Here is a 21,411-nt window from a genome sequence, read left to right on the forward strand (position 1 = left end):
ATGGCTGTGGATCAGTTGCCCCCCATGCGACTGACATACCGCGATCGCGAGCAAGCTCGCTCCCACAGGTTCCAGCACCAGACAGTCATTCTGGGACGCTCATCCAAGCTGAAACGCATCAGTAACCTCGGTAACACTCAGCGGTAACACATCCAATTGACTTCCCGAGAGCTCCTCACGACTATAGGCGTCCCGCTGCCGCCAACGCGGCGTTTAAAGGGCGCAATCCAGGCCTTACAAGCACCACACATAGAGGGTGCGCCTGTATAGATGACGATTCATGCGCGTTACTCGCAGTAGCTCAAGAGCGCCTAATGAGGACTTTTTCATGCCAGCTATTACCCTGACCACGCTGCAAGGTCTCAAGCAAAAAGGTGAGAAAATCGCCATGCTGACCTGCTATGACGCAACCTTCGCCCACGCCTGCAACGAGGCGGGTGTCGAAGTGCTGCTGGTGGGCGATTCCCTCGGCATGGTGCTGCAAGGTCACGACAGCACGCTGCCGGTGACCACTGCCGAGATGGCCTACCATGTAGCCGCCGTCAAACGCGGTAACACCGATGCGCTGATCCTCGCTGACCTGCCGTTCATGGCTTACGCCACCCTCGAACAAACCATGACCAACAGCGCCATGCTGATGCAGGCCGGTGCCCACATGGTCAAAGTCGAAGGCGCGTTGTGGCTGGCCGATTCGATTCGGCTGTTGGCCGAACGCGGCATCCCAGTGTGCGCCCACATGGGCTTGACCCCCCAGTCGGTAAACATTCTCGGTGGTTACAAAGTCCAGGGGCGCAATGAGAACCAGGCACGGCAGATGCGCGCCGACGCCATTGCCCTGGAACAGGCCGGTGCCGCGATGTTGCTGCTCGAATGCGTACCCAGCGAGCTGGCTGAAGAAATCACCCAAGCGGTAAAAATACCGGTGATAGGGATCGGCGCCGGCAACGCCACCGACGGCCAGGTACTGGTGCTGCACGACATGCTCGGACTGTCGATCACCGGCCGAGTACCCAAGTTCGTGAAGAACTTCATGGCCGGGCAAACCTCTATCCAGGCGGCCTTGAGCGTCTACGTCGCTGAAGTCAAAGCAGCGACCTTTCCAGGCGTTGAACACGGATTCTCTGCATGAACACCGTCAAAACCGTGCGTGAACTGCGGGCCGCCGTGGCCCGCGCCCGTAGCGAAGGCAAACGCATCGCCTTCGTGCCAACCATGGGCAACCTGCACAGCGGCCATATGGCGCTGGTCACCAAAGCCGCGCAACGAGCCGACTTCGTGGTGGCGAGCATTTTCGTCAACCCACTGCAATTCGGTGCCGGCGAAGACCTGGACAAATACCCCCGCACCCTGGCGGCCGACCAGGAGAAACTGCTCCAGGCCGGTTGCCACCTGCTGTTTGCCCCCAGCGTCGAAGAGATGTACCCCGACGGCATGGCCGGGCAGACGCGGGTCAGCGTCCCGCAATTGTCCGAAGGCCTGTGCGGCGCTAGCCGGCCCGGGCATTTCGAGGGCGTGGCGACGGTGGTCAGCAAGCTGTTCAACATGGTCCAGCCTGACCTGGCGGTGTTCGGCCAGAAAGACTTCCAGCAACTGGCAGTGATCCGTGCGCTGGTCCATGACCTGAACATGCCGATCCAGATCATCGGCGAACCCACTGTGCGCGCCGAGGACGGCCTGGCGCTGTCGTCGCGCAACGGTTTCCTCAGCCCCGAGCAGCGCGCCGTCGCACCCGCGATCTACCGCAGCCTGAACCAGATCGCCGAGGCGATCCGCCAGGGACAACGGGATTTCCCGGCGTTGATTGCCGAGCAGCTCAAGCAACTGGACGCCGCCGGCCTGCGCCCCGATTACCTGGAAATCCGCCATGCCCGGACCTTGCGCCCGGCCACAGCCGAGGATCGTGACCTGGTGATACTGGTGGCGGCATTCCTGGGTACAACGCGGTTGATCGACAACCTGCACCTGGACCTCGACGCGCCCGCCTGAACACCCCACCCCCTGTGGGAGTGGGCTTGCTCGCGAAAGCGGTGTATCTGTCACATTGACGTTGGATGTGTCGACGCCTTCGCGAGCAAGCCCGCTCCCACAAGGGTACTGCGGTGTTATTGCCGCTTCGGTAGCCTTCGGGCAAACTGCCCGCCGTTCGGACCCGACCAGAGGAAACACTCATGCACGCCATCATGCTCAAGGCCAAGCTGCACCGCGCCGAAGTCACTCACGCCGTGCTCGATTACGAAGGCTCCTGCGCCATCGATGGTGAATGGCTGGACCTGTCGGGTATCCGTGAATACGAACAGATCCAGATCTACAACGTCGACAACGGCGAGCGTTTCACCACCTACGCCATCCGTGGCGAGGAAGGTTCGCGGATGATCTCGGTCAATGGTGCCGCCGCGCACAAGGCCAAGGTCGGTGACCGCGTCATCATCTGCGCCTACGCTCATTACAGCGAAGCCGAACTGGTCAACTTCAAGCCCCGCATGCTGTACATGGCTCCGGGCAACGAACTGAGCCACACCAGCAATGCCATCCCGGTTCAGGTTGCCTGAGTCCCCCTTACCTTGTGGGAGCGAGCCGCTCGCGATGCGGTCGATCAGTCACATAGCCTGGCAGGTACACCGCTATCGCGAGCAGGCTCGCTCCCACAGTTGATCATTGTCATCCACCGACCTTCCGTCTGTCGGACCATTCCCGGCCCATTTGTATAAAAAAGTACCGGCAACCGGTCTGACAAAGTCAAGACAGATCGCAACGCGAGGTTTACTGTAGTCGCCCTGCGCCCAGAGATCGTGTCGACGCAGTTGTCCGGACGCCCACCTTGGGCCGGGCCGGAATTTTTAGTGTACAAAAGGTCGTTCAAGTAAAAAGGAAACCCGCAGCGATGGCGTATTACCGAACCCCTCATGACGTGACCGCTCTGCCTGCCTGGCAAGCGCTGAATGACCACCGCAAAGCCATGCAGGATTTCAGCATGCGCGAAGCGTTCAATGCCGATCCGCAGCGTTTCAGTCAATTCACCCTGTCGAGCTGCGGCTTGTTTCTCGACTATTCAAAAAACCTGATCAACGCCCAGACCCGCGACCTGCTGGTGGGCCTGGCCAACGAAGTCGACCTCAAGGGCGCGATCAAGTCGCTGTTCGAAGGTGAAATCGTCAACGCCTCCGAAAACCGCCCAGCCCTGCACACCGCCCTGCGTCGGCCGGTGGGCGACAAGTTGCTGGTGAACGGCGTCAACGTGATGCCGGACGTGCACAAAGTGCTGAACCAGATCACTGACCTGGTGGGCCGCATTCACGACGGCCTGTGGCGCGGCTACACCGAAAAGCCGATCACCGATGTGGTGAACATCGGCATCGGTGGCTCCTTCCTCGGCCCGGAGCTGGTGTCCGAAGCGCTGTTGTCCTACGCGCATAAAGGCGTGCGCTGCCATTACCTGGCGAACATCGACGGCAGCGAGTTCCACGAACTGACGATGAAGCTGCGCGCCGAGACCACGCTGTTCATTGTCTCGTCGAAATCCTTCAACACCCTCGAAACCCTGAAGAACGCCCAGGCTGCCCGTGCCTGGTACCTGGCCCAGGGTGGCTCCGAAGCGGAGCTGTATCGCCATTTCATCGCGGTATCGAGCAACAACGCCGCCGCCGTGGCCTTCGGCATTCGCGAAGAAAACATCTTCCCGATGTGGGACTGGGTCGGCGGGCGTTACTCGCTGTGGTCGGCCATTGGCCTGCCAATCGCCCTGGCCATCGGCATGTCGAACTTCAAGGAATTGCTCTCCGGGGCCTATTCCATGGACCAGCATTTCCAAAGCGCGCCGTTCGAGCAGAACATGCCGGTACTGCTGGCACTGCTGGGCGTGTGGTACGGCAACTTCTGGGGTGCGCAAAGCCACGCGATCCTGCCGTACGACCACTACCTGCGCAACATCACCAAACACTTGCAGCAACTGGACATGGAATCCAACGGCAAGAGCGTGCGCCAGGACGGCACGCCCGTGTCTACCGATACGGGCCCGGTGATCTGGGGCGGCGTCGGTTGCAACGGTCAACACGCCTACCATCAGTTGCTGCACCAGGGCACCCAGTTGATCCCGGCCGACTTCATCGTGCCTATCGTCAGCTTCAACCCGGTTTCCGACCATCACCAGTGGCTGTACGCCAACTGCCTGTCCCAGAGCCAGGCGCTGATGCTGGGCAAGACCCGCGCCGAAGCCGAAGCCGAACTGCGGGACAAGGGCGCCAGTGAAGAAGAGGTGCAGAAACTGGCGTCGCACAAGGTGATCCCGGGCAATCGTCCGAGCAACACGCTGGTGGTCGAACGCATCAGCCCACGGCGCCTTGGCGCGCTGGTGGCACTGTATGAACACAAGGTGTTCGTGCAAAGCGTGGTCTGGGGCATCAACGCCTTCGACCAATGGGGCGTGGAGCTGGGCAAGGAGCTGGGCAAGGGCGTCTACAACCGGCTGGTGGGCAGTGAAGAAAGCCCGGCCGAAGATGCTTCGACCCAAGGCTTGATCAACTACTTCCGTGGGCGTCATCGCGGCTGACCCTTAGGCTTTGCATTACCCCTGTGGGAGCGAGCTTGCTCGCGATGGCGGTAGATCAGTTGATACCTATGTTGACTGACAAACCTCTATCGCGAGCAAGCTCGCTCCCACAGTTGCTTTGTACATGACTTGAACCCTCCGGCCACTGGGCGCATCTTTATGACTTGTCGCAAAAACAAGAATAAGGAACCGTCATGTTCGATATCAGCCAGTACCCCCAAGCCGATGCCGTCCGCCGGGCTGCGCAACTGAGTCAGGACGAGTACCAGCGGCTCTACAAAGAATCCATCGAGCACCCCAGCGCCTTCTGGGCCGGACAGGCCACGCGCTTTCTCGACTGGATGACGCCTTGGCAAACTGTCCAACGGTATGACCTGAAGATGGGTGACGCCACCTGGTTCGCCGGCGGCAAGCTGAACGTCAGCGCCAATTGCATCGACCGTCACCTGCAAACACGTGGTGACCAGACGGCAATCATCTGGGAAGGCGACAACCCCACCGAATCGGCAGAAATCACCTACAAAAAACTTCACAACCATGTTTGCCGCCTGGCCAACGTGCTGAAAAGCCGTGGGGTGAAGAAAGGCGACCGGGTCTGCATCTACATGCCGATGATTCCAGAAGCCGCCTACGCCATGCTCGCCTGCACCCGCATCGGTGCAGTGCATTCGGTGGTGTTCGGCGGTTTTTCGCCGGATTCGCTGCGCGACCGAATCCTCGATGCCGATTGCCGCACCGTGATCACCGCCGACGAAGGCGTGCGCGGTGGGCGCTTCGTACCGCTCAAGCGCAACGTCGACAAAGCGCTGGAGAGCTGCCCGAACGTCAGCACCGTGCTGGTGGTCGAGCGCACCCAAGGCGAGGTGGGCTGGGTTGAAGGGCGTGACCTGTGGTACCACCAGGCCATGCACGAGATGAGCGACGACTGCCCACCCGAACCGATGGACGCCGAAGACCCATTGTTCATCCTCTACACCTCCGGTAGCACCGGCAAACCCAAGGGCGTGCTGCACACCACCGGCGGTTACCTGCTGCAAGCGGCGATGACGTTCAAGTACGTGCTCGATTACCGCGATGACGAAGTGTTCTGGTGCACCGCCGACGTCGGCTGGGTCACCGGCCACAGCTACATCGTCTATGGTCCGTTGGCCAACGGCGCCACCACCCTGATCTTCGAAGGCGTGCCGAGCTACCCCAGCAGTTCGCGCTTCTGGCAGGTGATCGACAAACATCAGGTCAACATCTTCTATACCGCGCCGACGGCCCTGCGGGCGCTGATGCGCGAAGGTCCCGGACCGTTGCAGGAAACGTCGCGCAAAAGCCTGCGATTGCTCGGCAGTGTCGGTGAGCCGATCAACCCGGAAGCGTGGGAATGGTACTTCAACGTGGTCGGCGAACAGCGCTGCCCGATTGTCGATACCTGGTGGCAGACCGAAACCGGCGGCATCATGCTCAGCCCGCTGGTGAGTGCGCCACGGCTCAAGCCCGGCTGCGCGACCCGGCCGATGTTCGGCGTACAACCGGTCTTGCTGGATGAAACGGGCAAGGAAATCAGCGGCGCCGGCAGCGGCGTGCTGGCGATCAAGTCCAGCTGGCCGGGGCAGATTCGCAGCGTCTACGGCGACCATCAGCGCATGGTCGACACCTACTTCAAGCCCTACCCCGGCTATTACTTCACCGGCGACGGTGCACGCCGCGATGAAGACGGCGACTACTGGATCACCGGGCGCATCGACGATGTGATCAACGTCTCCGGGCACCGTATCGGCACCGCCGAGGTGGAAAGCGCCCTGGTGTTGCATGACAACATCGCCGAAGCGGCGGTCGTCGGCTACCCCCACGACCTCAAGGGCCAGGGCATCTATGCTTTTGTCACGCCGATGAACGGTGTGGAGGCCAACGACGAGTTGAAGAAAGAATTGCTGGCCCACGTCAGCAAGGAAATCGGCAGCTTCGCCAAACCCGATCTGATCCAGTGGGCGCCGGCGCTGCCCAAGACCCGTTCAGGCAAGATCATGCGGCGGATCCTGCGCAAGATTGCCTGCAACGAACTCGACAGCCTTGGTGATACCTCGACATTGGCCGATCCGAGCGTGGTGGAGGGCTTGATCGACAAGCGCCTGAATCGCTGAGCCAAACGACTCGGTCCCCCTAAGGCACCGAGTCCCTGTGGCGAGGGGATTTATCCCCTCGTCACAGATAAATCCCTCGCCGCAGATGGGCGTCTGGTCCATAACTGCTAAACTCCCGCGCCTCATTTCTCTAAGGCGCGCCCGGCATGTCTTCCTTGAATCAGGCGCTGCGCGCCGCCCTCGACCAACGCCAGGACCTGCTTGGCCAGTTGCATCAGCAAGGCACCGATTGCTATCGCCTGTTCCACGGCAGCCAGGAAGGCGCTCCCGGGCTGACCGTCGACCGCTACGGCCCGCAACTGTTGGTGCAGAGTTTCCATCAGTCCCTGGAACGCGATGCCTTGTTGCAACTGCACGGCATCGTCAACGAACGCCTGGGCCAGGACACCCTGCTGGTCTACAACGACCGCGCCCGGGGCAATTCGCGCATCGACCGCCAGGACACGGTGTACCAAGCTGACGAAGCCGCCCTGCAAGACCTGATCGGCCATGAATGGGGCCTGAACTATCGCGTGCGCGGGCGCCATACCGGGCAGGATCCGCTGCTGTTCCTCGACCTGCGCAACGCCCGGGGCTGGGTCAAGGAACACAGCCGTGACAAAAGCGTACTGAACCTGTTCGCCTACACCTGCGGCGTTGGCTTGAGCGCTGCGGCCGGTGGAGCGCGCGAGGTGTGCAACCTGGACTTCGCCGAAGGCAACCTGGCGGTGGGTCGCGAGAACGGCCTGCTCAACCCCGCTTTGCCACCCATGGAATTCGTGCAATCGGATTACTTCCCGGCGATCCGCCAACTGGCCGGTCTGCCTATCAGCCAGCGACGCGGGCAGAAACTGCCGGCTTATACGCGCCTGGAGCAACGTCAATACGACCTGGTACTGCTCGACCCGCCGGCCTGGGCCAAGAGTGCTTTCGGCACCGTCGACCTGTTGCGCGACTACCAAAGCCTGCTGAAACCGGCGCTGCTCACCACCGCCGACAATGGCGTGCTGATTTGCTGCAACAACCTGGCAAAAGTGCCCATGGACGACTGGCGCGAGCAGGTGTTGCGTTGCGCGCAAAAGGCCGGCCGCCCGGTGCGCGAATGGAGCGTGTTGACACCCGGCCGTGATTTCCCCTCCCTGGATCAGCAGCCACCGCTCAAGACATTGATCCTCCAGCTCTAAACGCGCACCGCAATTCTCACGCAGAAAACAGACAAATCTCATAAATCACAGTGGCTTCGGAACCGTAAACGCATGCCATACTCCAAGGCATTCCGAATTCACACCAAGATGAAGCCGCACATGCCCAAAGGATTGATTCGCGCTATCGGCGCTCTGTTGACCGCACTGGCCCTCTACAGCCTGTTGGGTTTCCTGATAGTGCCGGGCATCGCCTTGCGCATCGCCAACCAGCAATTGGCCGCCCTTGCGACGGTGCCGGCCCAGATCCAGCGTATAGAACTCAATCCCTTCAGCCTGGAAGTCACCCTCTGGGGTTTGAATATCGGCGAACCGGGCAAGGAGCAGGTCGGCTTCGAACGGCTCTACGCCAACTTGCAACTCGATAGTCTGTGGTCCGGCGCCCTGCACCTGGTCGACATCGAACTGGACAAGCCAAAGACCGAAGTCGTGTTCACCAAGGACGGCCAGTTGAACCTGCTAGGCCTGTTCAAGCTGCCGGCCAGCGAACCGACGCCCGCCGATCCCGAAGCCCGCCCCTTCCCGCTGTGGGTCGATCGGATCAAGCTGGCCGGCGGTTATGTGCACTTCCAGGACCTGCGCCCCAGTGAACCCATCGAATTTCTTTACGACACCCTCGATTTCGAGCTGAAAAACCTCAGCACCCTGCCCGACGACAATGCCGACATGACCCTGGTGGCCGCCGGCCCCGAAGGCGGGCATATCGACTGGAGCGGCAATTTCAGCCTCACGCCGATTGCCTCCCAAGGCACACTCAAAGTCACCGGCGGCCAGATGAAAGCCTGGTGGCCCTATGTCCGCGATGCGGTACCCCTGGTACTGGAAAACGGCATCCTGAATCTCAGCACCGACTACAAGCTCAACCTGGCCAAGGGCACCGAGCTGCTGCTCAACAACGTCGCCGTCAGTGTCGCACCTTTCGCCATCAAGGCCCCCGATGGCCGTCCACTGGTGAAACTCGAACGCCTGGATGTCAGTGAAACCACGGTGGACCTGGCCAAGCAGCAAGTCATCGTGGGCAAGATCCGCAGCCAGAAACTGGAAACCTGGGCCGCGCGCGAGGCGGACGGGCAGTTGGACTGGCAGAAACTCTTCGCCAGCCAGCCAGCCAAACCCCAGGTAAAGGCCGAGCCTGCCTCAGCCCCGGCTGCCGCCGATTCGCCGAAGCCAGCCCCCCAGGCGCCCAGCAAACCGTGGCAGGTGGTGTTGAAGGATGTGCAACTGCGCAATTACCAAGTGCATCTGGCTGACCGTCAGGCCCAGCCCGCCGTAGCACTTGAGATCGGCCCGCTGAACCTCGACCTGCAGAACTACGACACCCTCAACGGCTCACCCTTTACCCTCAAGCTGGACACCGGGCTGGGTAAGCAAGGCAAGATCCTGGCCGACGGCGAGGTCAACCTGAACCCGATCACCGCCCGGCTCAAGGTCAAGACCCAGGATGTCGACCTGCGGGTGGCCCAGTCGTATATCAACCCGTTCATTCGCTTGGAATTGCGCTCCGGGATGCTCGGCAGCGATCTGGCGGTAGATCTCAAAAGCACCGAGCCGCTGGCATTCGCCGTTACCGGTCGCGCCCAGGTCGATCAGCTACACACCCTCGACACCCTCAAGACCCGCGATTTCCTCAAGTGGCAGAGCCTGGTCCTCGAGGGCCTCAACTACCAGCACGGTGACAGCCTGTCCATCGACAAGGTCAACCTGTTCCAGCCGTACGCGCGCTTCATGATCAACGACGACCGCACCACCAATGTCGATGACCTGCTGATCCCGCAACCGGCCGACAGCGGCACGAAGAAAACCGCGGCAAAATCGGCCTCCCAGGAAAAACCGCTGGGTATCCACATCGGAGGCATCGCCATCAACGACGGCTCGGCCAACTTCGCCGACTTCAGCCTGACCCCCAACTTCGCCACCGCCATCCAACAGCTCAACGGTCAGATCGGCACCATCGACAGCCGCCAGGCCAAACCGGCCAGCGTGGACATCAAGGGCAAGGTCGATCGCTATGCACCGGTCACCATCAAGGGGGCGGTCAACCCCTTCGACCCAATGGCCAGCCTCGACATCGCCACCAGCTTCAAACGGGTCGAGCTGACCACCCTGACGCCCTACTCTGGCAAGTTCGCCGGCTATCGCATCCGCAAGGGCCGGCTCAATCTCGACCTGCATTACCGGATCACCCAGGGCAAGCTCCAGGCGGAGAACAAGGTGGTGGTCGAGCAACTGCAACTGGGGGAAAAAGTCGACAGCCCGGATGCCGTGAGCCTGCCACTCAAATTGGCCGTTGCATTGCTGAAGGATTCAGACGGCAGGATTTCCATCGAACTACCGGTTTCCGGTGATCTCAACGATCCGCAATTCAGCGTCATGCCGATCATCTGGCAGACCCTGCGCAACCTGGTGGTACGAGCGGCCCAGGCGCCGTTCAAACTCATCGGTGGGTTGGTGGCCGGTGGCGGTTCGGAAGACTTGGGCAGTGTGTCGTTCGCTCCGGGTTCCAGCGATCTGAGCAAAGAAAACGAAGGTGTACTGCTCAAGCTGTCCGAGGCCCTGGGTAAACGTCCCGAGCTGCGCCTTGAGATCGAAGGCACTGCCGCCGAGAGCAGCGATGGCCCGTTGCTCGCCGCCCAGCGCCTGGAACGTGAATACCAGTACAACTACTACAAGATGCTGCAACGTCGGGGCGACAAAGTACCGGCTCAGGCCTCGCTGATACAGGTGCCCGAGGATGAAAAGCCACCGCTGCTCGAAGGCATCTACCGCACCCGCCTCAAGACCCAGCCGCCCGCCGAATGGACGCAATTGGATAAAAAGGCACGAATCGAGAAACTGCGCGAGGGCGTGATCAAGTTCTGGAGCGGCAGTGACGTGCTCTTGCGCCAACTGGGGCAGGAGCGGGCTAGCAGCATCAAGGACTTCCTGGTGGACAAAGGGCAGTTGGCCGACGACCGTGTGTATTTCATAGACGCCAGCCTCGGCCAGGCCGAGAGCGACGGCAGTGTGATCACGCCTATGCATCTGGATGCCGAATAAGATGAAGTACCTGTACGGCCTCAGCCTGGCTTTATTGCTGGCCGCTGGCCAAATGGCGGCAGCCGATACGCTGCGCTGCGGCAGCCAGTTGATCAGCGTCGGAGACCGCTCGAGCGAAGTGCTGCAAAAGTGCGGGGAGCCGGTAGCGCGGGATGACCTGGGCTATAAACGCAGTGTCAATCGCCGGGAAGAATACCCGGTGGAAGAATGGACCTACGGCCCCAACAGCGGCATGTACCAGTACCTGCGTTTCGAGGGGAATCGGCTGGTGCAGATCACCAGCAAGCGCGGGCGCTGAGCTTGTGTTGAATGTGCCGCCGCCATCGCGAGCAAGCTCGCTCCCACAGGGGGGACACGGTGAACATCGATTTGGGGATCACCCTGAACAATGGGGGAGCGAGCTTGCTCGCGATGGCGGCGACTCGCTTCTGATTCGGGCGCAAACGCTGCCCCACAGATTAATCCCGCAATAGAACAGGCCCCCGGCACGAATGCCGGAGGCCTGTAACGGCCACATCCATGTGGCCTTTCGCATGAACTCCAAAGCGACGGCAAACGTATATCCTGGCCCGCTTGCCGCGCCTTCTCCCAGCCCAGGCGAGAAGTCTTAGCCTTACTCGGCTTTCAGGCCATCAGCCGATACGGCCTTGACGCCTTTGATTTTCTTGGCGATCGCCACAGCGGTGTCTTTTTGTGCATCAGTGACTTTGGTCATCGAAGATAGGGACACAACACCTTTGTTGGTTTCGACTTTGATATCAGTGCCTGGAATGCCTTTTTCGGTGACCAGGTCAGCTTTGACCTTGGTGGTGATCCAGGTATCGGAAACGTCCTCTTTGGCCTCTGTCACTTCGCCAGCAGCCAGCATCATCGGCGCCTGAGTCGCTTGAGTGGTCTCGGCGAATGCGCTAGCCATGGTCAAGGTCAGTGCGGTTGCAGCGGCGGCAGTGATAGCGAACTTCTTCATACGAGTAACTCCTGTTTTTCTCAAAAACTGCCGGACGTGCATCCCGGCAGGGTTATCAGGAGTAGTGCGAAGGCTGTGCCAGTTTTTGAAAAACCATTAATTTGTTTTAAATCAATTAGTTAAGCGAAGCGGCGATTTTCACAATCATGCAAAATGCATGAAGCGGTGATTCTGGACATGCAACTTGCGGGTTTTGGCTTCCCGCTAAGCTTATGAATTACGAAGGTTTTCTTTTAGTGAGGGAGCAAGCCCCCTCACCTCGTCACGTATCAGACGCCAGGGCAGCCAGCCGGCAGGAATTCCTTGGCAGCGTTAGATGCGCATGTCCAGGCACCGGCGGCGTCTCGGCTAAGGGTGATCGTCTTACCCGCTACAGCAGCAGGAGCATTTGAGAGGGTACAAACGATGGTGCCTGTGCCTGCCGAAGCAGTACCCGTGACTGCTATTGCGCAGTTGCTGGTAGGCGTCGTGATGTTCATGTTGGCCGCTGTTGGGTTAGTTCCCTGATTCATCATGTCCTCGTACGGTACCTTCAACGCAGAAATCTCCCCAAGCCCGGCCGTAGCCTTGGCTCGCGCCTGGTACTTGGAATATTGCGGCAACGCAAACGTTGCCAGAATGCCGATGATCGCCACGACGATCAGCAGCTCGATCAGCGTAAAACCCTTGTGCTTATTCATAGATATCTCCATAGCATGAGGCGAAATCTCATGACCTGAAGCAGCCACTGCACGGCACATGCCAACCCTCACAGCCCAGCCAGCAGCAGGTTTGAGTCTTAAAAAACCCTGCGTCCTACCCCAACAACCGCACTATCTGACGTTTTTTGTCACCCTTGCTTGCTGGTTAGGCGCTTACGCTTGACTAGGCTATAAGTCATGAACTGTTCGCCGCCGGGATTCCCATGAATGACATCGCCCTCAGCGGCCTGACCAAGCAATTGGTGCTGGCCGAACTGCTCACCGAGCAAAGTGCGCAGCAGGCGTACCAACAGGCCCAGCACAGTCGCACGCCCCTGGTCAGCTATCTGGTACAGAACAAACTGGTCCAGAGCCGCCAGGTCGCGGAGATCGCCTCGGAGCATTTTGGCGTCGCCCTGCTGGACCTCAACAGCCTGGACAAAGAGACCCAACCCACGGGCCTGGTCAGCGAAAAACTGGTGCGCCAGCACCACGCCCTGCCACTGTGGCGGCGTGGCAATAAATTGTTCGTGGGCATCTCCGACCCGACCAACCACCAGGCCATCAATGACATCCAGTTCAGCACCGGCCTGACCACCGAAGCCATCCTGGTGGAGGACGACAAGCTCAGCGACGCCATCGAGAAGTTCTTCGAATCCAGTAGCACGGGCCTGGAAGGTATGGGCGATGTCGACCTCGATGGCTTGGACATCGAGTCGATCGACGAGCACAAGCAGGATTCCATCGCTGGCCAGGACACCGACGACGCGCCGGTGGTGCGGTTCGTCAACAAGATGCTGCTGGACGCGATCAAGGGCGGCTCCTCCGATTTGCACTTCGAGCCCTATGAAAAAATCTACCGGGTGCGGGTGCGTACCGATGGCATGTTGCGGGAGGTGGCCCGGCCACCGATCCAGTTGGCCACCCGTATCGCCGCACGCCTCAAGGTGATGGCCAGCCTCGATATCTCCGAACGGCGCAAACCCCAGGACGGGCGCCTGAAAATGCGCCTGTCGAAAAGCAAATCGATCGATTTCCGGGTCAACACCCTGCCCACCCTCTGGGGCGAAAAAGTGGTGATCCGGATTCTCGACCCGTCCAGCGCACAAATGGGCATCGATGCCCTGGGCTACGAACCGGATCAGAAAGACCTGTACATGGCGGCCCTCAAACAACCACAAGGGTTGATCCTGGTGACCGGGCCGACCGGCTCGGGCAAGACCGTGTCGCTGTACACCGGTCTGAATATCCTCAACACCGTGGACATCAACATTTCCACCGCCGAAGACCCGGTGGAGATCAACATGGAAGGCATCAACCAGGTCAACGTGAACCCACGCCAGGGGCTGGATTTCGCTCAAGCCCTACGCTCGTTCCTGCGCCAAGACCCGGATGTGATCATGGTCGGCGAGATCCGCGACCTGGAAACCGCCGAAATCGCCATCAAGGCAGCGCAGACCGGGCACCTGGTGCTCTCCACGCTGCACACCAACAGCGCCGCCGAAACCTTGATTCGCCTGCAGAACATGGGCATTCCGGGCTTCAATATCGCCACCGCTGTACACCTGATCATCGCCCAACGGCTGGCGCGCAAGCTGTGCAACCACTGCAAGAGAACCATCGAGGTGCCTGAGGAGACCCTGCTCAAGGAAGGTTTCCCCCGGGAACGCATCGGCACATTCACGATCTATGAGCCGGTTGGATGCGAACAGTGCAACCACGGTTACAAAGGGCGCGTAGGGGTTTATGAAGTGGTCAAGAACACACCTGAGCTGCAACGGTTGATCATGGCCGAGGGCAACTCGCTGGAAATCGACCTGCAAATGCGCAAGGACGGTTTCAATGACCTGCGCACATCGGGGCTGCTCAAGGTGATGCAGGGCATGACCAGCCTCGAGGAAATCAACCGGGTCACCAAGGATTGAACATGGCGGTCAAAGCAGTCAAAACCGATGTCTACACTTGGGAAGGCAAAGACCGCAAAGGCACAAAAATGAGCGGCGAGCTGACCGGTCAGAGCCCGGCCCTGATCAAGGCTCAATTGCGTAAACAGGGCATCAACCCGGAGAAGGTACGCAAGAAGTCCACCTCGATTTTCAGCAAGGGCAAACGCATCAAGCCGTTGGATATCGCCCTCTTCACCCGCCAGATGGCCACGATGCTCAAGGCCGGCGTACCTCTGTTGCAAGCGTTCGACATCATTGGTGAAGGCTTCGACAACGCCAACATGCGCAAGCTGGTGGAAGAGGTGAAACAGGAAGTCGCCGCTGGCAACAGCTTCGCCGCATCGCTGCGCAAGTGCCCGCAATATTTCGACGACCTGTACTGCAACCTGGTGGACGCCGGTGAACAGGCCGGCGCCCTGGACACACTGCTGGACCGGGTCGCGACTTACAAGGAAAAGAGCGAAGCGCTCAAGGCCAAGATCAAGAAAGCCATGACCTATCCAGCGGCCGTCGTTCTCGTCGCCGCGGTGGTCACGGGGATCCTGCTGGTCAAGGTGGTGCCGCAGTTCGAGTCGGTGTTCTCCGGGTTCGGTGCGCAGTTGCCGGCCTTCACGGTGATGGTCATCGGCCTTTCGGAGTTCATGCAGCAATGGTGGTGGATGCTGCTCGGCGGGCTGGTGGGTAGTTTTTTTGCGGTGAAATACGCCCTCAGGCGCTCCGAGGCCTTTCGCGACTGGCGCGATAAATGGCTGCTCAAGCTGCCTCTGATAGGCACCCTGATGTACAAATCCGCCGTGGCCCGGTACGCCCGCACGCTCTCCACCACATTCGCCGCCGGCGTGCCGCTGGTGGAAGCCCTGGACTCGGTCTCGGGCGCCACCGGCAATGTGGTGTTCAAGCGCGCGGTGCAGCGCATCAAGCAAGACGTCTCGACCGGCATGCAGTTGAATTTCTCCATGCGTACCTCAGGGATCTTTCCGAACCTGGCGATCCAGATGACCGCCATCGGTGAAGAATCCGGTGCGCTGGATGACATGCTCGACAAGGTGGCGAGTTTTTATGAGGCCGAAGTGGACAATCTGGTGGACAACCTCACCAGCCTGATGGAACCCTTCATCATGGTGGTCCTGGGGGTGGTCGTCGGTGGCCTGGTGGTTGCCATGTACCTGCCCATCTTTCAACTCGGCTCAGCGATCTGACATGCCCCTGACTGACTTCTTCGTGCTGTATCCCCTGGCCTTCGTGCTCACTGCGTTATTGCTTGGATTGATCGTCGGCAGTTTCCTTAATGTCCTGGTGTGGCGCCTGCCAAAGATGCTCACCCGCGAATGGCGCCTGCAAGCCCACGACCTGCTGGGCCTGCCGGCCGAAGCCCCCGGCCCGGTCTACAACCTGATGCTGCCCCATTCCCAGTGCCCCCACTGCGGCCATCGCATCCGCGCCTGGGAAAACATCCCGTTGCTGAGCTACCTGATATTGCGCGGTCGCTGTTCCAACTGCGCCGCCCCCATTGGCAGGCGCTACCCGCTGACCGAACTGGCCTGCGGCGCCTTGTCAGCGTTTGTCGCCTGGCACTTCGGCTTTGGCTGGCAGGCCGTGATGGTGATGGTATTGAGCTGGGGCCTGCTGGGCATGAGCCTGATCGATGCCGAACATCAATTACTGCCCGATACCCTGGTGCTGCCGTTGTTGTGGCTGGGTTTGATCGTCAACAGCTTCGGGCTGTTCGTTTCCTTGAATCAGGCGATGTGGGGCGCGGTAGCCGGCTATCTGGCGCTGTGGTCGGTGTTCTGGGTATTCAAATTGATCACCGGCAAGGAAGGCATGGGCTACGGGGATTTCAAGCTGCTGGCGATGCTGGGGGCCTGGGGTGGCTGGCAGATCCTGCCACTGACCTTGCTGCTGTCGTCGCTGGTGGGGGCCGTTGTCGGGGTTATTGTGCTGCGCCTGCGTGACGCTCCGGGATCGACGCAGATCCCCTTCGGACCCTATCTGGCAATTGCTGGCTGGATTGCCTTGCTCTGGGGTGGTCAAATAACCGACTTCTATTGGCGGTCTGTCGGTTTCTAATGTCGATGTTTATGAATAGCTCCGTGAAAAAACCCTGGATTCTCGGCCTGACCGGTGGCATCGGCAGCGGCAAGAGCGCGGCGGCCCAGCACTTCATCGACCTGGGCGTGCATGTCATCGACGCCGATCACGCGGCGCGCTGGGTGGTCGAACCAGGGCGCCCGGCGCTGGCTGAGATAGCGGAACACTTCGGCCCTGGCGTATTGCAGGCCGACGGCACGCTGGACCGGGCGGCCCTGCGCAAACTGATTTTCGAAAATGCCGAGGAGCGCCGTTGGCTCGAGGCGCTCTTGCATCCATTGATCGCCGAAGAGATCGCCCATCATCTGGCCCAGGCACAATCGCCCTACGCGATTCTGGTATCGCCGCTGTTGATCGAGTCGGGGCAGTACGCCATGACGCAACGGATCCTGGTGATCGATGTGCCGGAACAACTACAGATCGAACGCACCTTGCAGCGCGACCAGATCAGCGAACAACAGGTCCAGGCGATCCTCAAGGCCCAGTCCAGCCGCCAGGATCGCCTGAGCCATGCCGACGACGTGGTGGTCAACGACCGCGACCTCGCCTGGCTACACAGCGAGGTCGAGCGCCTGCATCACTTTTACCTTACTTTGCGTGGAGGCCAGTCATGAGCCAAACCCCAACCGTTGATTGCCCAACCTGCGGCGCCCCTGTGGAATGGAGCCCGGAAAGCAAATTCCGGCCATTCTGCTCCGATCGCTGCAAACTGATCGACCTGGGCGCCTGGGCGTCGGAAGAACACAAGATCCCGGTCAGCCCCGATGCCGAGGATGAGCTGTTCAGTGAAGATTTCGAGCCTCGCTCACATCATTAGGGGGCGTTCTCAATTAGTTTCCGGTGGGGAAACTAATTGAGCCCCCCTAAGGCCGCATGAAACCGTAGTCCTGTTCATCGTCGAGGTTTTCCGCCAGGAAACTCAACTCATCGGCCAGGTCTTCAGGGCTGCGCACTGTCTTGCTCTGTTGCACGATCGCACTGAGCAAGGCACGCAGACTCAAGCCCGGGTCGAAGCCGATCTCCATTGCGGCATCGTGACTACGCTTGATCTCTTGCCTCGCCCATTCATAAACACTCATGGTTGTACTCCTGGAAGTTTTCCAGAGCATGAAGGGCCTGCGCGGGTGCAGCCTTGATGTGAATCAAGGCTTGTCGTCATCCTTCCAGGGGGCCGACAGATAGCGCGTGCGGTTGAACGTCTCCAGCCATTCAGGGCTGAACACCACCAGCGCACTGACCACCATGCCGTTGATGAAGGCCTCGGGGAAAATGATCAGCCAGAGGTAGCCGACGAAGTCCTCCAGCCAGTAAGGCATGGCGAACACGCCGTCGTACCACAACAGACCGAGCCCCAGCAGCAGGCACAACAACGCCGAAAGCGCGGCGGCGAGAAACCCCGAGCAGAAGATGTACACAAACAGATTGCGCGGTTGCGCGCGCTCCACCAGGATCGCGCAGCACTCGGTGACCAGCACCGGCAACAGAATCAGCAACACGCCGTTGACGCCCACCGCTGCCATGTCCTGGCGGCCCAGCAGCACCAGCGCAAGCTGGGCGAAAAGGCCGCCGAGGATCGCCAACGGCCAATCCAGCAGCAGGGTCACGGCGGTCATGCCGATAAAGTGATACGAAACGCCCGTGTCGAAATCCCGCCGTACCAGCCACAACAGGAATAGCGCCAACACCGTGCCAAACAGCAAGTGCTGGCGACGACTGTCGGTGAACAACTCGACCCACGGCGCCCTCGACACCGCCCAGACCAACACCGGCACATAAATCAGCCAGCCGCATGCCAGGGTCTGCGGTGAGAGCAGTTCGGCACCGATCATGGACGACTCCTGCGAGAACTTGAAAACGGCACTGCGCTTAATCGAGCGACGGACCTCAAAACGCAGTTCGTTCGCTACTCCGTAGCGACACTCCCTGCCTGCTGTACCAATGCCATTGCAAACTGACCAAAGCCCACCGACCAATCCGAATAGTCATTCTCATGCATGAAGATGAAAACGTCTTGCGGACGAACCTTAGCCTGGACACCAAGATTGTCAGCAATTTTTTTGTAGAGTTCCCGTTTCATCGCATCACTGCGGCCTCTGCGCATCGTAATCTCAATCACGATCAAATTGTCCGAACGAGCCACGCCATTAAACGTGCGGCTGTAGAAAAACTGCTCCGGATCATAGTCCGCGACCAGGTTGAACAATTCATCCTCGGGCATACCAATGCTCTCGACCAACGCTTGGTGTATCGCGTCCACAATGCGCTGGCGTTGCTGCTGGCTGGTACCTTTGATAACGGCTGTACGAACGAATGGCATGTGAGGTGCTCTCAATTTGATTTGGAGTGCTCCGCCATCCTGCCGATCCTGAGCAGTCAGCAAATACTTGGGGAACCAGGGGATTCTGCAAAATCCAGGCGCTGCCTGATATCGATTTATGCGCCCCATCTAATTGAGTTAAAGTCACTTTATGAGACGTCGACTCCCTCCACTGAATGCACTGCGTACCTTCGAGGCTGCTGCTCGACTGGGAAAAATGACGGCTGCCGCCGAGGAGCTGTCTGTCACGCCCGGCGCGGTGAGTCGCCAGGTACGCCAGCTGGAGCTGAGTCTTGGCGTGGACCTGTTTGAAGGCCCAAAAAACAAACCGCAGCTCACCGCTGCCGGAAAAGAACTCCTACCGGATTTGACAGCCGCGCTGGATCATATCGAGGCTGCGGTGGGCAGGGTCCGAGACACGGCGACCGGCACCTTGGACGTGTCCTGCTTCAGCACATTTACGGTCAAGTGGCTGATACCCCGCCTTTTCGACTTCAATACGACTTACCCCGACATCAAGATTCGCCTGAGCTCCCCAGTCCACGGGACCGATCCGGGCCGGGACCGATACGACGTCATGATCACCGCTGAACAAGGTGTCGTTGCAGAACAAAAAAACACCGTCCTGCTGTTTCCTGAACGCTTGGGCATCGTTTTGTCGCCCACATTATCCGCGCGCATTCAATTAACTGACTTGAACTCGATTTTCAGCCATCCCCTCCTGCATACGAAAACCCGCCCGGATGCCTGGACAAATTGGGCAGATGCGATTGGATATCGGGGCACTCCGCCGGCCGGACCGGAATACGAGCACTATTACTTTACGTTGGAGGCAGCCATTGCCGGCTTGGGGATTTGCGTCGCCCCGTGGCATCTGGTGGCCGACGACATTCGCCTGGGCCGCCTGGTGGCACCGTTCGGATTCCACCCAAGCCGCTACGCCTATATCGCGAAGCGAAGTGCCCAACACAGCAAGAAACTGGAGCTGTTCTGCGCCTGGTTGGTGCGCCAGGTTGAGCAGGACGGGTTAGCGGGCCCTACCTGATCGAAAATTTGCCCCTTCACGGCAAGCTTTATTTTTTTTGATCACATTTGGACGCTAAGCTTGGGCTCATGGATGACTCCGATTATTTACGCCTGCTGACCATCGCGGCCGAGCAAGCAAACGCCTTTCTCTCCAATGCCCGCAAATGGGAGCGTGAGCGTTGGGTCTGCCAGCGCCTGCTGCAAGGGCTGAACGTGCCCTATCGCGCCGACGAATTCGCCCCTGCCGGGGAGCCGCCGGACGTCTTGTTTCGCGACGCCAACTTCGAGGTGTTTTTCGTCCTCGACGAAGGTCGTCGCCTCAATGACGAATGGCGCGACGAACTGCAACGTCGCCGCAGTGCGTTCTCCCTCAGCCAACTGGTGCGCCGCGAAGCCAAGCCTAGGCGGATCCCGGCCAACGAGTTCCTGATGCGGCTGGCCCCGACCTTGCGCAAGAAAGCCCACAACTACACCGAGCGCGGCATGGACCTGGGCGATCTGGACATCATCGCCTTCGCCAGCCTCAAGCGTGAAGTGCTGGACCTCAACAGTCATTTCCCACCGCCGACCGAATACCTGCGCCAGGGTTGGCGTTCGCTGTCGCTGGTGGGGCCGACGTTTGCCCGGGTATTGTTCGCCCATCCCGACGCGCCGGATTTTCTGCGCAGTAACCTGGGGCGCAGCATTGTGTTCGATGTCGGGATCAGCCTGTGAGCCCTCTGCAAGAGTTGATTGCCGCAGTGCCCCAGCAAGGCCGCGTACGCTGGATCGGCGTGCGCCCCCAGGGCCATGCCCCCATGATCGAACTGGACGCCGTGGAGGCACGCCTGGAAGCAGGCCTGACGGGTGATCATGCCCGCCCCAGCGTGCGCAATGCGCGGCAAGTCACCTTGATTCAGTGGGAACACCTGGCCGTGATCGGTTCACTGATGGGCCGCCCGGCGGATCAACCGGTGTTGCCGCAAGAACTGCGACGCAACCTTGTGATCAGCGGCATCAACCTGTTCAGCCTCAAGGGCCGGCGCTTTCGCATCGGCCAGGCGATCTTCGAAACCACCGGCTGGTGCCAGCCGTGTGCGCGACTGGAGCGCAACCTCGGCGAAGGGACGTTCCAGGCCGTGCGCGGCCATGGCGGAATCACTGCACGGGTGTTAAAAAGTGGAATCATTCGCCTGGACGACAGCCTGCGTGTCGAACCTATTCCGGCGAGCGGCTACGCTGCTTTCAATGCCGGATAGCCTGACGCTGTAGCGTCTACACATTTCGCAACGTCTACCTGACGAGGCCTTTATGACCAGCCGCCTGAACCCAGAAGACCAGAAGCATGTCGAAGAGTACCTGCAACTGTCCCAGCACCGAGTCGAGCGCCGACCCTTCCGGCCGTGGATGCTCCTGGTGGTGGTACTGGCCATCACGATTGGCCTGGGCCTGTTGAGCCGATTGATCAGTTACCTGACGCTATGAGTTGCATTGCACTCGCTCGGGTAAC

Annotated in this window: 22 protein-coding genes; 17 read left to right on the top strand and 5 right to left on the bottom strand. The window is 60.0% G+C overall.

Annotation, left to right across the window (positions count from 1 at the left end; translation table 11 throughout):
• Positions 1-328 precede the first annotated feature (328 nt).
• The 8 genes from panB (at position 329) to SGN16_RS24925 (ending at position 11,193) form a co-directional block, all read left to right on the top strand.
• Complete coding sequence (gene panB / locus SGN16_RS24890) at positions 329-1,129, top strand: 3-methyl-2-oxobutanoate hydroxymethyltransferase (RefSeq protein ID WP_210640966.1); 801 nt, start codon at positions 329-331, stop codon at positions 1,127-1,129.
• The gene (panC, locus tag SGN16_RS24895) at positions 1,126-1,986 is read left to right on the top strand and encodes a pantoate--beta-alanine ligase (protein WP_210640968.1); all 861 of its coding nucleotides are present in this window, start codon (positions 1,126-1,128) and stop codon (positions 1,984-1,986) included. The genes panB and panC overlap by 4 nt, the downstream gene beginning before the upstream one ends.
• A gap of 182 nt (positions 1,987-2,168) precedes the next feature.
• Positions 2,169-2,549: an aspartate 1-decarboxylase gene (panD, locus tag SGN16_RS24900; protein ID WP_007963888.1), complete on the top strand. Its 381-nt coding sequence runs from the start codon at positions 2,169-2,171 to the stop codon at positions 2,547-2,549.
• Between the two features lie 332 nt (positions 2,550-2,881).
• Entirely contained in the window at positions 2,882-4,546 is a 1,665-nt protein-coding gene (pgi, locus tag SGN16_RS24905) for a glucose-6-phosphate isomerase (protein WP_210640969.1), read from the top strand.
• 194 nt (positions 4,547-4,740) lie between these two features.
• The gene (gene acs / locus SGN16_RS24910; RefSeq protein WP_335946023.1) at positions 4,741-6,678 is read left to right on the top strand and encodes an acetate--CoA ligase; all 1,938 of its coding nucleotides are present in this window, start codon (positions 4,741-4,743) and stop codon (positions 6,676-6,678) included.
• 146 nt (positions 6,679-6,824) lie between these two features.
• The gene (locus SGN16_RS24915; protein WP_210640973.1) at positions 6,825-7,841 is read left to right on the top strand and encodes a class I SAM-dependent methyltransferase; all 1,017 of its coding nucleotides are present in this window, start codon (positions 6,825-6,827) and stop codon (positions 7,839-7,841) included.
• Between the two features lie 120 nt (positions 7,842-7,961).
• Positions 7,962-10,895 carry a DUF748 domain-containing protein gene (locus SGN16_RS24920; protein ID WP_335946024.1) on the top strand — a complete coding sequence of 978 codons (2,934 nt, stop codon included), beginning with the start codon at positions 7,962-7,964 and terminating at the stop codon, positions 10,893-10,895.
• A gap of 1 nt (position 10,896) precedes the next feature.
• The gene (locus SGN16_RS24925; protein WP_210640977.1) at positions 10,897-11,193 is read left to right on the top strand and encodes a DUF2845 domain-containing protein; all 297 of its coding nucleotides are present in this window, start codon (positions 10,897-10,899) and stop codon (positions 11,191-11,193) included.
• 315 nt (positions 11,194-11,508) lie between these two features.
• Here the strand turns inward: SGN16_RS24925 and SGN16_RS24930 are convergent, their stop codons facing one another.
• Together SGN16_RS24930 and SGN16_RS24935 are read right to left on the bottom strand one after the other, a co-directional pair.
• The gene (locus tag SGN16_RS24930; RefSeq protein WP_003205664.1) at positions 11,509-11,862 is read right to left on the bottom strand and encodes a BON domain-containing protein; all 354 of its coding nucleotides are present in this window, start codon (positions 11,860-11,862) and stop codon (positions 11,509-11,511) included.
• Positions 11,863-12,131: 269 nt separating this feature from the next.
• Positions 12,132-12,542, bottom strand: a complete 411-nt coding sequence (locus tag SGN16_RS24935) for a pilin (protein ID WP_335945957.1) — start codon at positions 12,540-12,542, stop codon at positions 12,132-12,134.
• A 224-nt stretch (positions 12,543-12,766) separates the two neighbouring features.
• On the opposite strand from SGN16_RS24935, the gene pilB reads away from it, so the two are divergent.
• From pilB to yacG, 5 genes are read left to right on the top strand one after another with little or no spacing between them, the layout of a single operon-like run.
• Positions 12,767-14,467: a type IV-A pilus assembly ATPase PilB gene (gene pilB, locus SGN16_RS24940; RefSeq protein WP_210640980.1), complete on the top strand. Its 1,701-nt coding sequence runs from the start codon at positions 12,767-12,769 to the stop codon at positions 14,465-14,467.
• A 2-nt stretch (positions 14,468-14,469) separates the two neighbouring features.
• Positions 14,470-15,687, top strand: a complete 1,218-nt coding sequence (locus SGN16_RS24945) for a type II secretion system F family protein (RefSeq protein WP_210640982.1) — start codon at positions 14,470-14,472, stop codon at positions 15,685-15,687.
• 1 nt (position 15,688) lies between these two features.
• Positions 15,689-16,558: an A24 family peptidase gene (locus SGN16_RS24950; protein WP_210640984.1), complete on the top strand. Its 870-nt coding sequence runs from the start codon at positions 15,689-15,691 to the stop codon at positions 16,556-16,558.
• Between the two features lie 11 nt (positions 16,559-16,569).
• The gene (gene coaE, locus SGN16_RS24955; protein ID WP_210640986.1) at positions 16,570-17,193 is read left to right on the top strand and encodes a dephospho-CoA kinase; all 624 of its coding nucleotides are present in this window, start codon (positions 16,570-16,572) and stop codon (positions 17,191-17,193) included.
• Positions 17,190-17,396, top strand: a complete 207-nt coding sequence (gene yacG, locus SGN16_RS24960; RefSeq protein WP_003205675.1) for a DNA gyrase inhibitor YacG — start codon at positions 17,190-17,192, stop codon at positions 17,394-17,396. The genes coaE and yacG overlap by 4 nt, the downstream gene beginning before the upstream one ends.
• Before the next feature lie 46 nt (positions 17,397-17,442).
• Here the strand turns inward: yacG and SGN16_RS24965 are convergent, their stop codons facing one another.
• From SGN16_RS24965 to SGN16_RS24975, 3 genes are all read right to left on the bottom strand, one after another.
• Entirely contained in the window at positions 17,443-17,658 is a 216-nt protein-coding gene (locus SGN16_RS24965) for a hypothetical protein (protein ID WP_210640988.1), read from the bottom strand.
• Between the two features lie 63 nt (positions 17,659-17,721).
• A complete protein-coding gene (locus tag SGN16_RS24970; protein ID WP_210640990.1) occupies positions 17,722-18,408 on the bottom strand; it encodes an energy-coupling factor ABC transporter permease in 687 nt (228 codons plus the stop codon).
• A gap of 74 nt (positions 18,409-18,482) precedes the next feature.
• Positions 18,483-18,896, bottom strand: coding sequence for a tautomerase family protein (locus SGN16_RS24975; RefSeq protein WP_210640992.1), 414 nt, complete (start codon positions 18,894-18,896; stop codon positions 18,483-18,485).
• 151 nt (positions 18,897-19,047) lie between these two features.
• Between SGN16_RS24975 and SGN16_RS24980 the strand changes: the two genes are divergently transcribed.
• From SGN16_RS24980 to SGN16_RS24995, 4 genes are all read left to right on the top strand, one after another.
• Positions 19,048-19,941 carry a LysR substrate-binding domain-containing protein gene (locus SGN16_RS24980; RefSeq protein ID WP_335945960.1) on the top strand — a complete coding sequence of 298 codons (894 nt, stop codon included), beginning with the start codon at positions 19,048-19,050 and terminating at the stop codon, positions 19,939-19,941.
• Positions 19,942-20,009: 68 nt separating this feature from the next.
• Positions 20,010-20,636, top strand: a complete 627-nt coding sequence (locus SGN16_RS24985) for a DUF1780 domain-containing protein (protein ID WP_003205682.1) — start codon at positions 20,010-20,012, stop codon at positions 20,634-20,636.
• The gene (locus SGN16_RS24990; RefSeq protein ID WP_335945961.1) at positions 20,633-21,160 is read left to right on the top strand and encodes an MOSC domain-containing protein; all 528 of its coding nucleotides are present in this window, start codon (positions 20,633-20,635) and stop codon (positions 21,158-21,160) included. The genes SGN16_RS24985 and SGN16_RS24990 overlap by 4 nt, the downstream gene beginning before the upstream one ends.
• A gap of 52 nt (positions 21,161-21,212) precedes the next feature.
• Entirely contained in the window at positions 21,213-21,386 is a 174-nt protein-coding gene (locus SGN16_RS24995) for a DUF3094 family protein (RefSeq protein ID WP_076386361.1), read from the top strand.
• Positions 21,387-21,411 lie beyond the last annotated feature (25 nt).

This window comes from Pseudomonas sp. G166, assembly GCF_037027455.2.
Classification (GTDB): Bacteria; Pseudomonadota; Gammaproteobacteria; order Pseudomonadales; family Pseudomonadaceae; genus Aquipseudomonas.

Excerpts from the sequence above, each read along its gene's own strand:
- panB (WP_210640966.1), top strand. The coding sequence starts at position 329 with ATGCCAGCTATTACCCTGACCACGCTGCAAGGTCTCAAGCAAAAAGGT.
- panC (WP_210640968.1), top strand. The coding sequence starts at position 1,126 with ATGAACACCGTCAAAACCGTGCGTGAACTGCGGGCCGCCGTGGCCCGC.
- panD (WP_007963888.1), top strand. The coding sequence starts at position 2,169 with ATGCACGCCATCATGCTCAAGGCCAAGCTGCACCGCGCCGAAGTCACT.
- pgi (WP_210640969.1), top strand. The coding sequence starts at position 2,882 with ATGGCGTATTACCGAACCCCTCATGACGTGACCGCTCTGCCTGCCTGG.
- acs (WP_335946023.1), top strand. The coding sequence starts at position 4,741 with ATGTTCGATATCAGCCAGTACCCCCAAGCCGATGCCGTCCGCCGGGCT.
- SGN16_RS24915 (WP_210640973.1), top strand. The coding sequence starts at position 6,825 with ATGTCTTCCTTGAATCAGGCGCTGCGCGCCGCCCTCGACCAACGCCAG.
- SGN16_RS24920 (WP_335946024.1), top strand. The coding sequence starts at position 7,962 with ATGCCCAAAGGATTGATTCGCGCTATCGGCGCTCTGTTGACCGCACTG.
- SGN16_RS24925 (WP_210640977.1), top strand. The coding sequence starts at position 10,897 with ATGAAGTACCTGTACGGCCTCAGCCTGGCTTTATTGCTGGCCGCTGGC.
- SGN16_RS24930 (WP_003205664.1), bottom strand. The coding sequence starts at position 11,862 with ATGAAGAAGTTCGCTATCACTGCCGCCGCTGCAACCGCACTGACCTTG.
- SGN16_RS24935 (WP_335945957.1), bottom strand. The coding sequence starts at position 12,542 with ATGAATAAGCACAAGGGTTTTACGCTGATCGAGCTGCTGATCGTCGTG.
- pilB (WP_210640980.1), top strand. The coding sequence starts at position 12,767 with ATGAATGACATCGCCCTCAGCGGCCTGACCAAGCAATTGGTGCTGGCC.
- SGN16_RS24945 (WP_210640982.1), top strand. The coding sequence starts at position 14,470 with ATGGCGGTCAAAGCAGTCAAAACCGATGTCTACACTTGGGAAGGCAAA.
- SGN16_RS24950 (WP_210640984.1), top strand. The coding sequence starts at position 15,689 with ATGCCCCTGACTGACTTCTTCGTGCTGTATCCCCTGGCCTTCGTGCTC.
- coaE (WP_210640986.1), top strand. The coding sequence starts at position 16,570 with ATGAATAGCTCCGTGAAAAAACCCTGGATTCTCGGCCTGACCGGTGGC.
- yacG (WP_003205675.1), top strand. The coding sequence starts at position 17,190 with ATGAGCCAAACCCCAACCGTTGATTGCCCAACCTGCGGCGCCCCTGTG.
- SGN16_RS24965 (WP_210640988.1), bottom strand. The coding sequence starts at position 17,658 with ATGAGTGTTTATGAATGGGCGAGGCAAGAGATCAAGCGTAGTCACGAT.
- SGN16_RS24970 (WP_210640990.1), bottom strand. The coding sequence starts at position 18,408 with ATGATCGGTGCCGAACTGCTCTCACCGCAGACCCTGGCATGCGGCTGG.
- SGN16_RS24975 (WP_210640992.1), bottom strand. The coding sequence starts at position 18,896 with ATGCCATTCGTTCGTACAGCCGTTATCAAAGGTACCAGCCAGCAGCAA.
- SGN16_RS24980 (WP_335945960.1), top strand. The coding sequence starts at position 19,048 with ATGAGACGTCGACTCCCTCCACTGAATGCACTGCGTACCTTCGAGGCT.
- SGN16_RS24985 (WP_003205682.1), top strand. The coding sequence starts at position 20,010 with ATGGATGACTCCGATTATTTACGCCTGCTGACCATCGCGGCCGAGCAA.
- SGN16_RS24995 (WP_076386361.1), top strand. The coding sequence starts at position 21,213 with ATGACCAGCCGCCTGAACCCAGAAGACCAGAAGCATGTCGAAGAGTAC.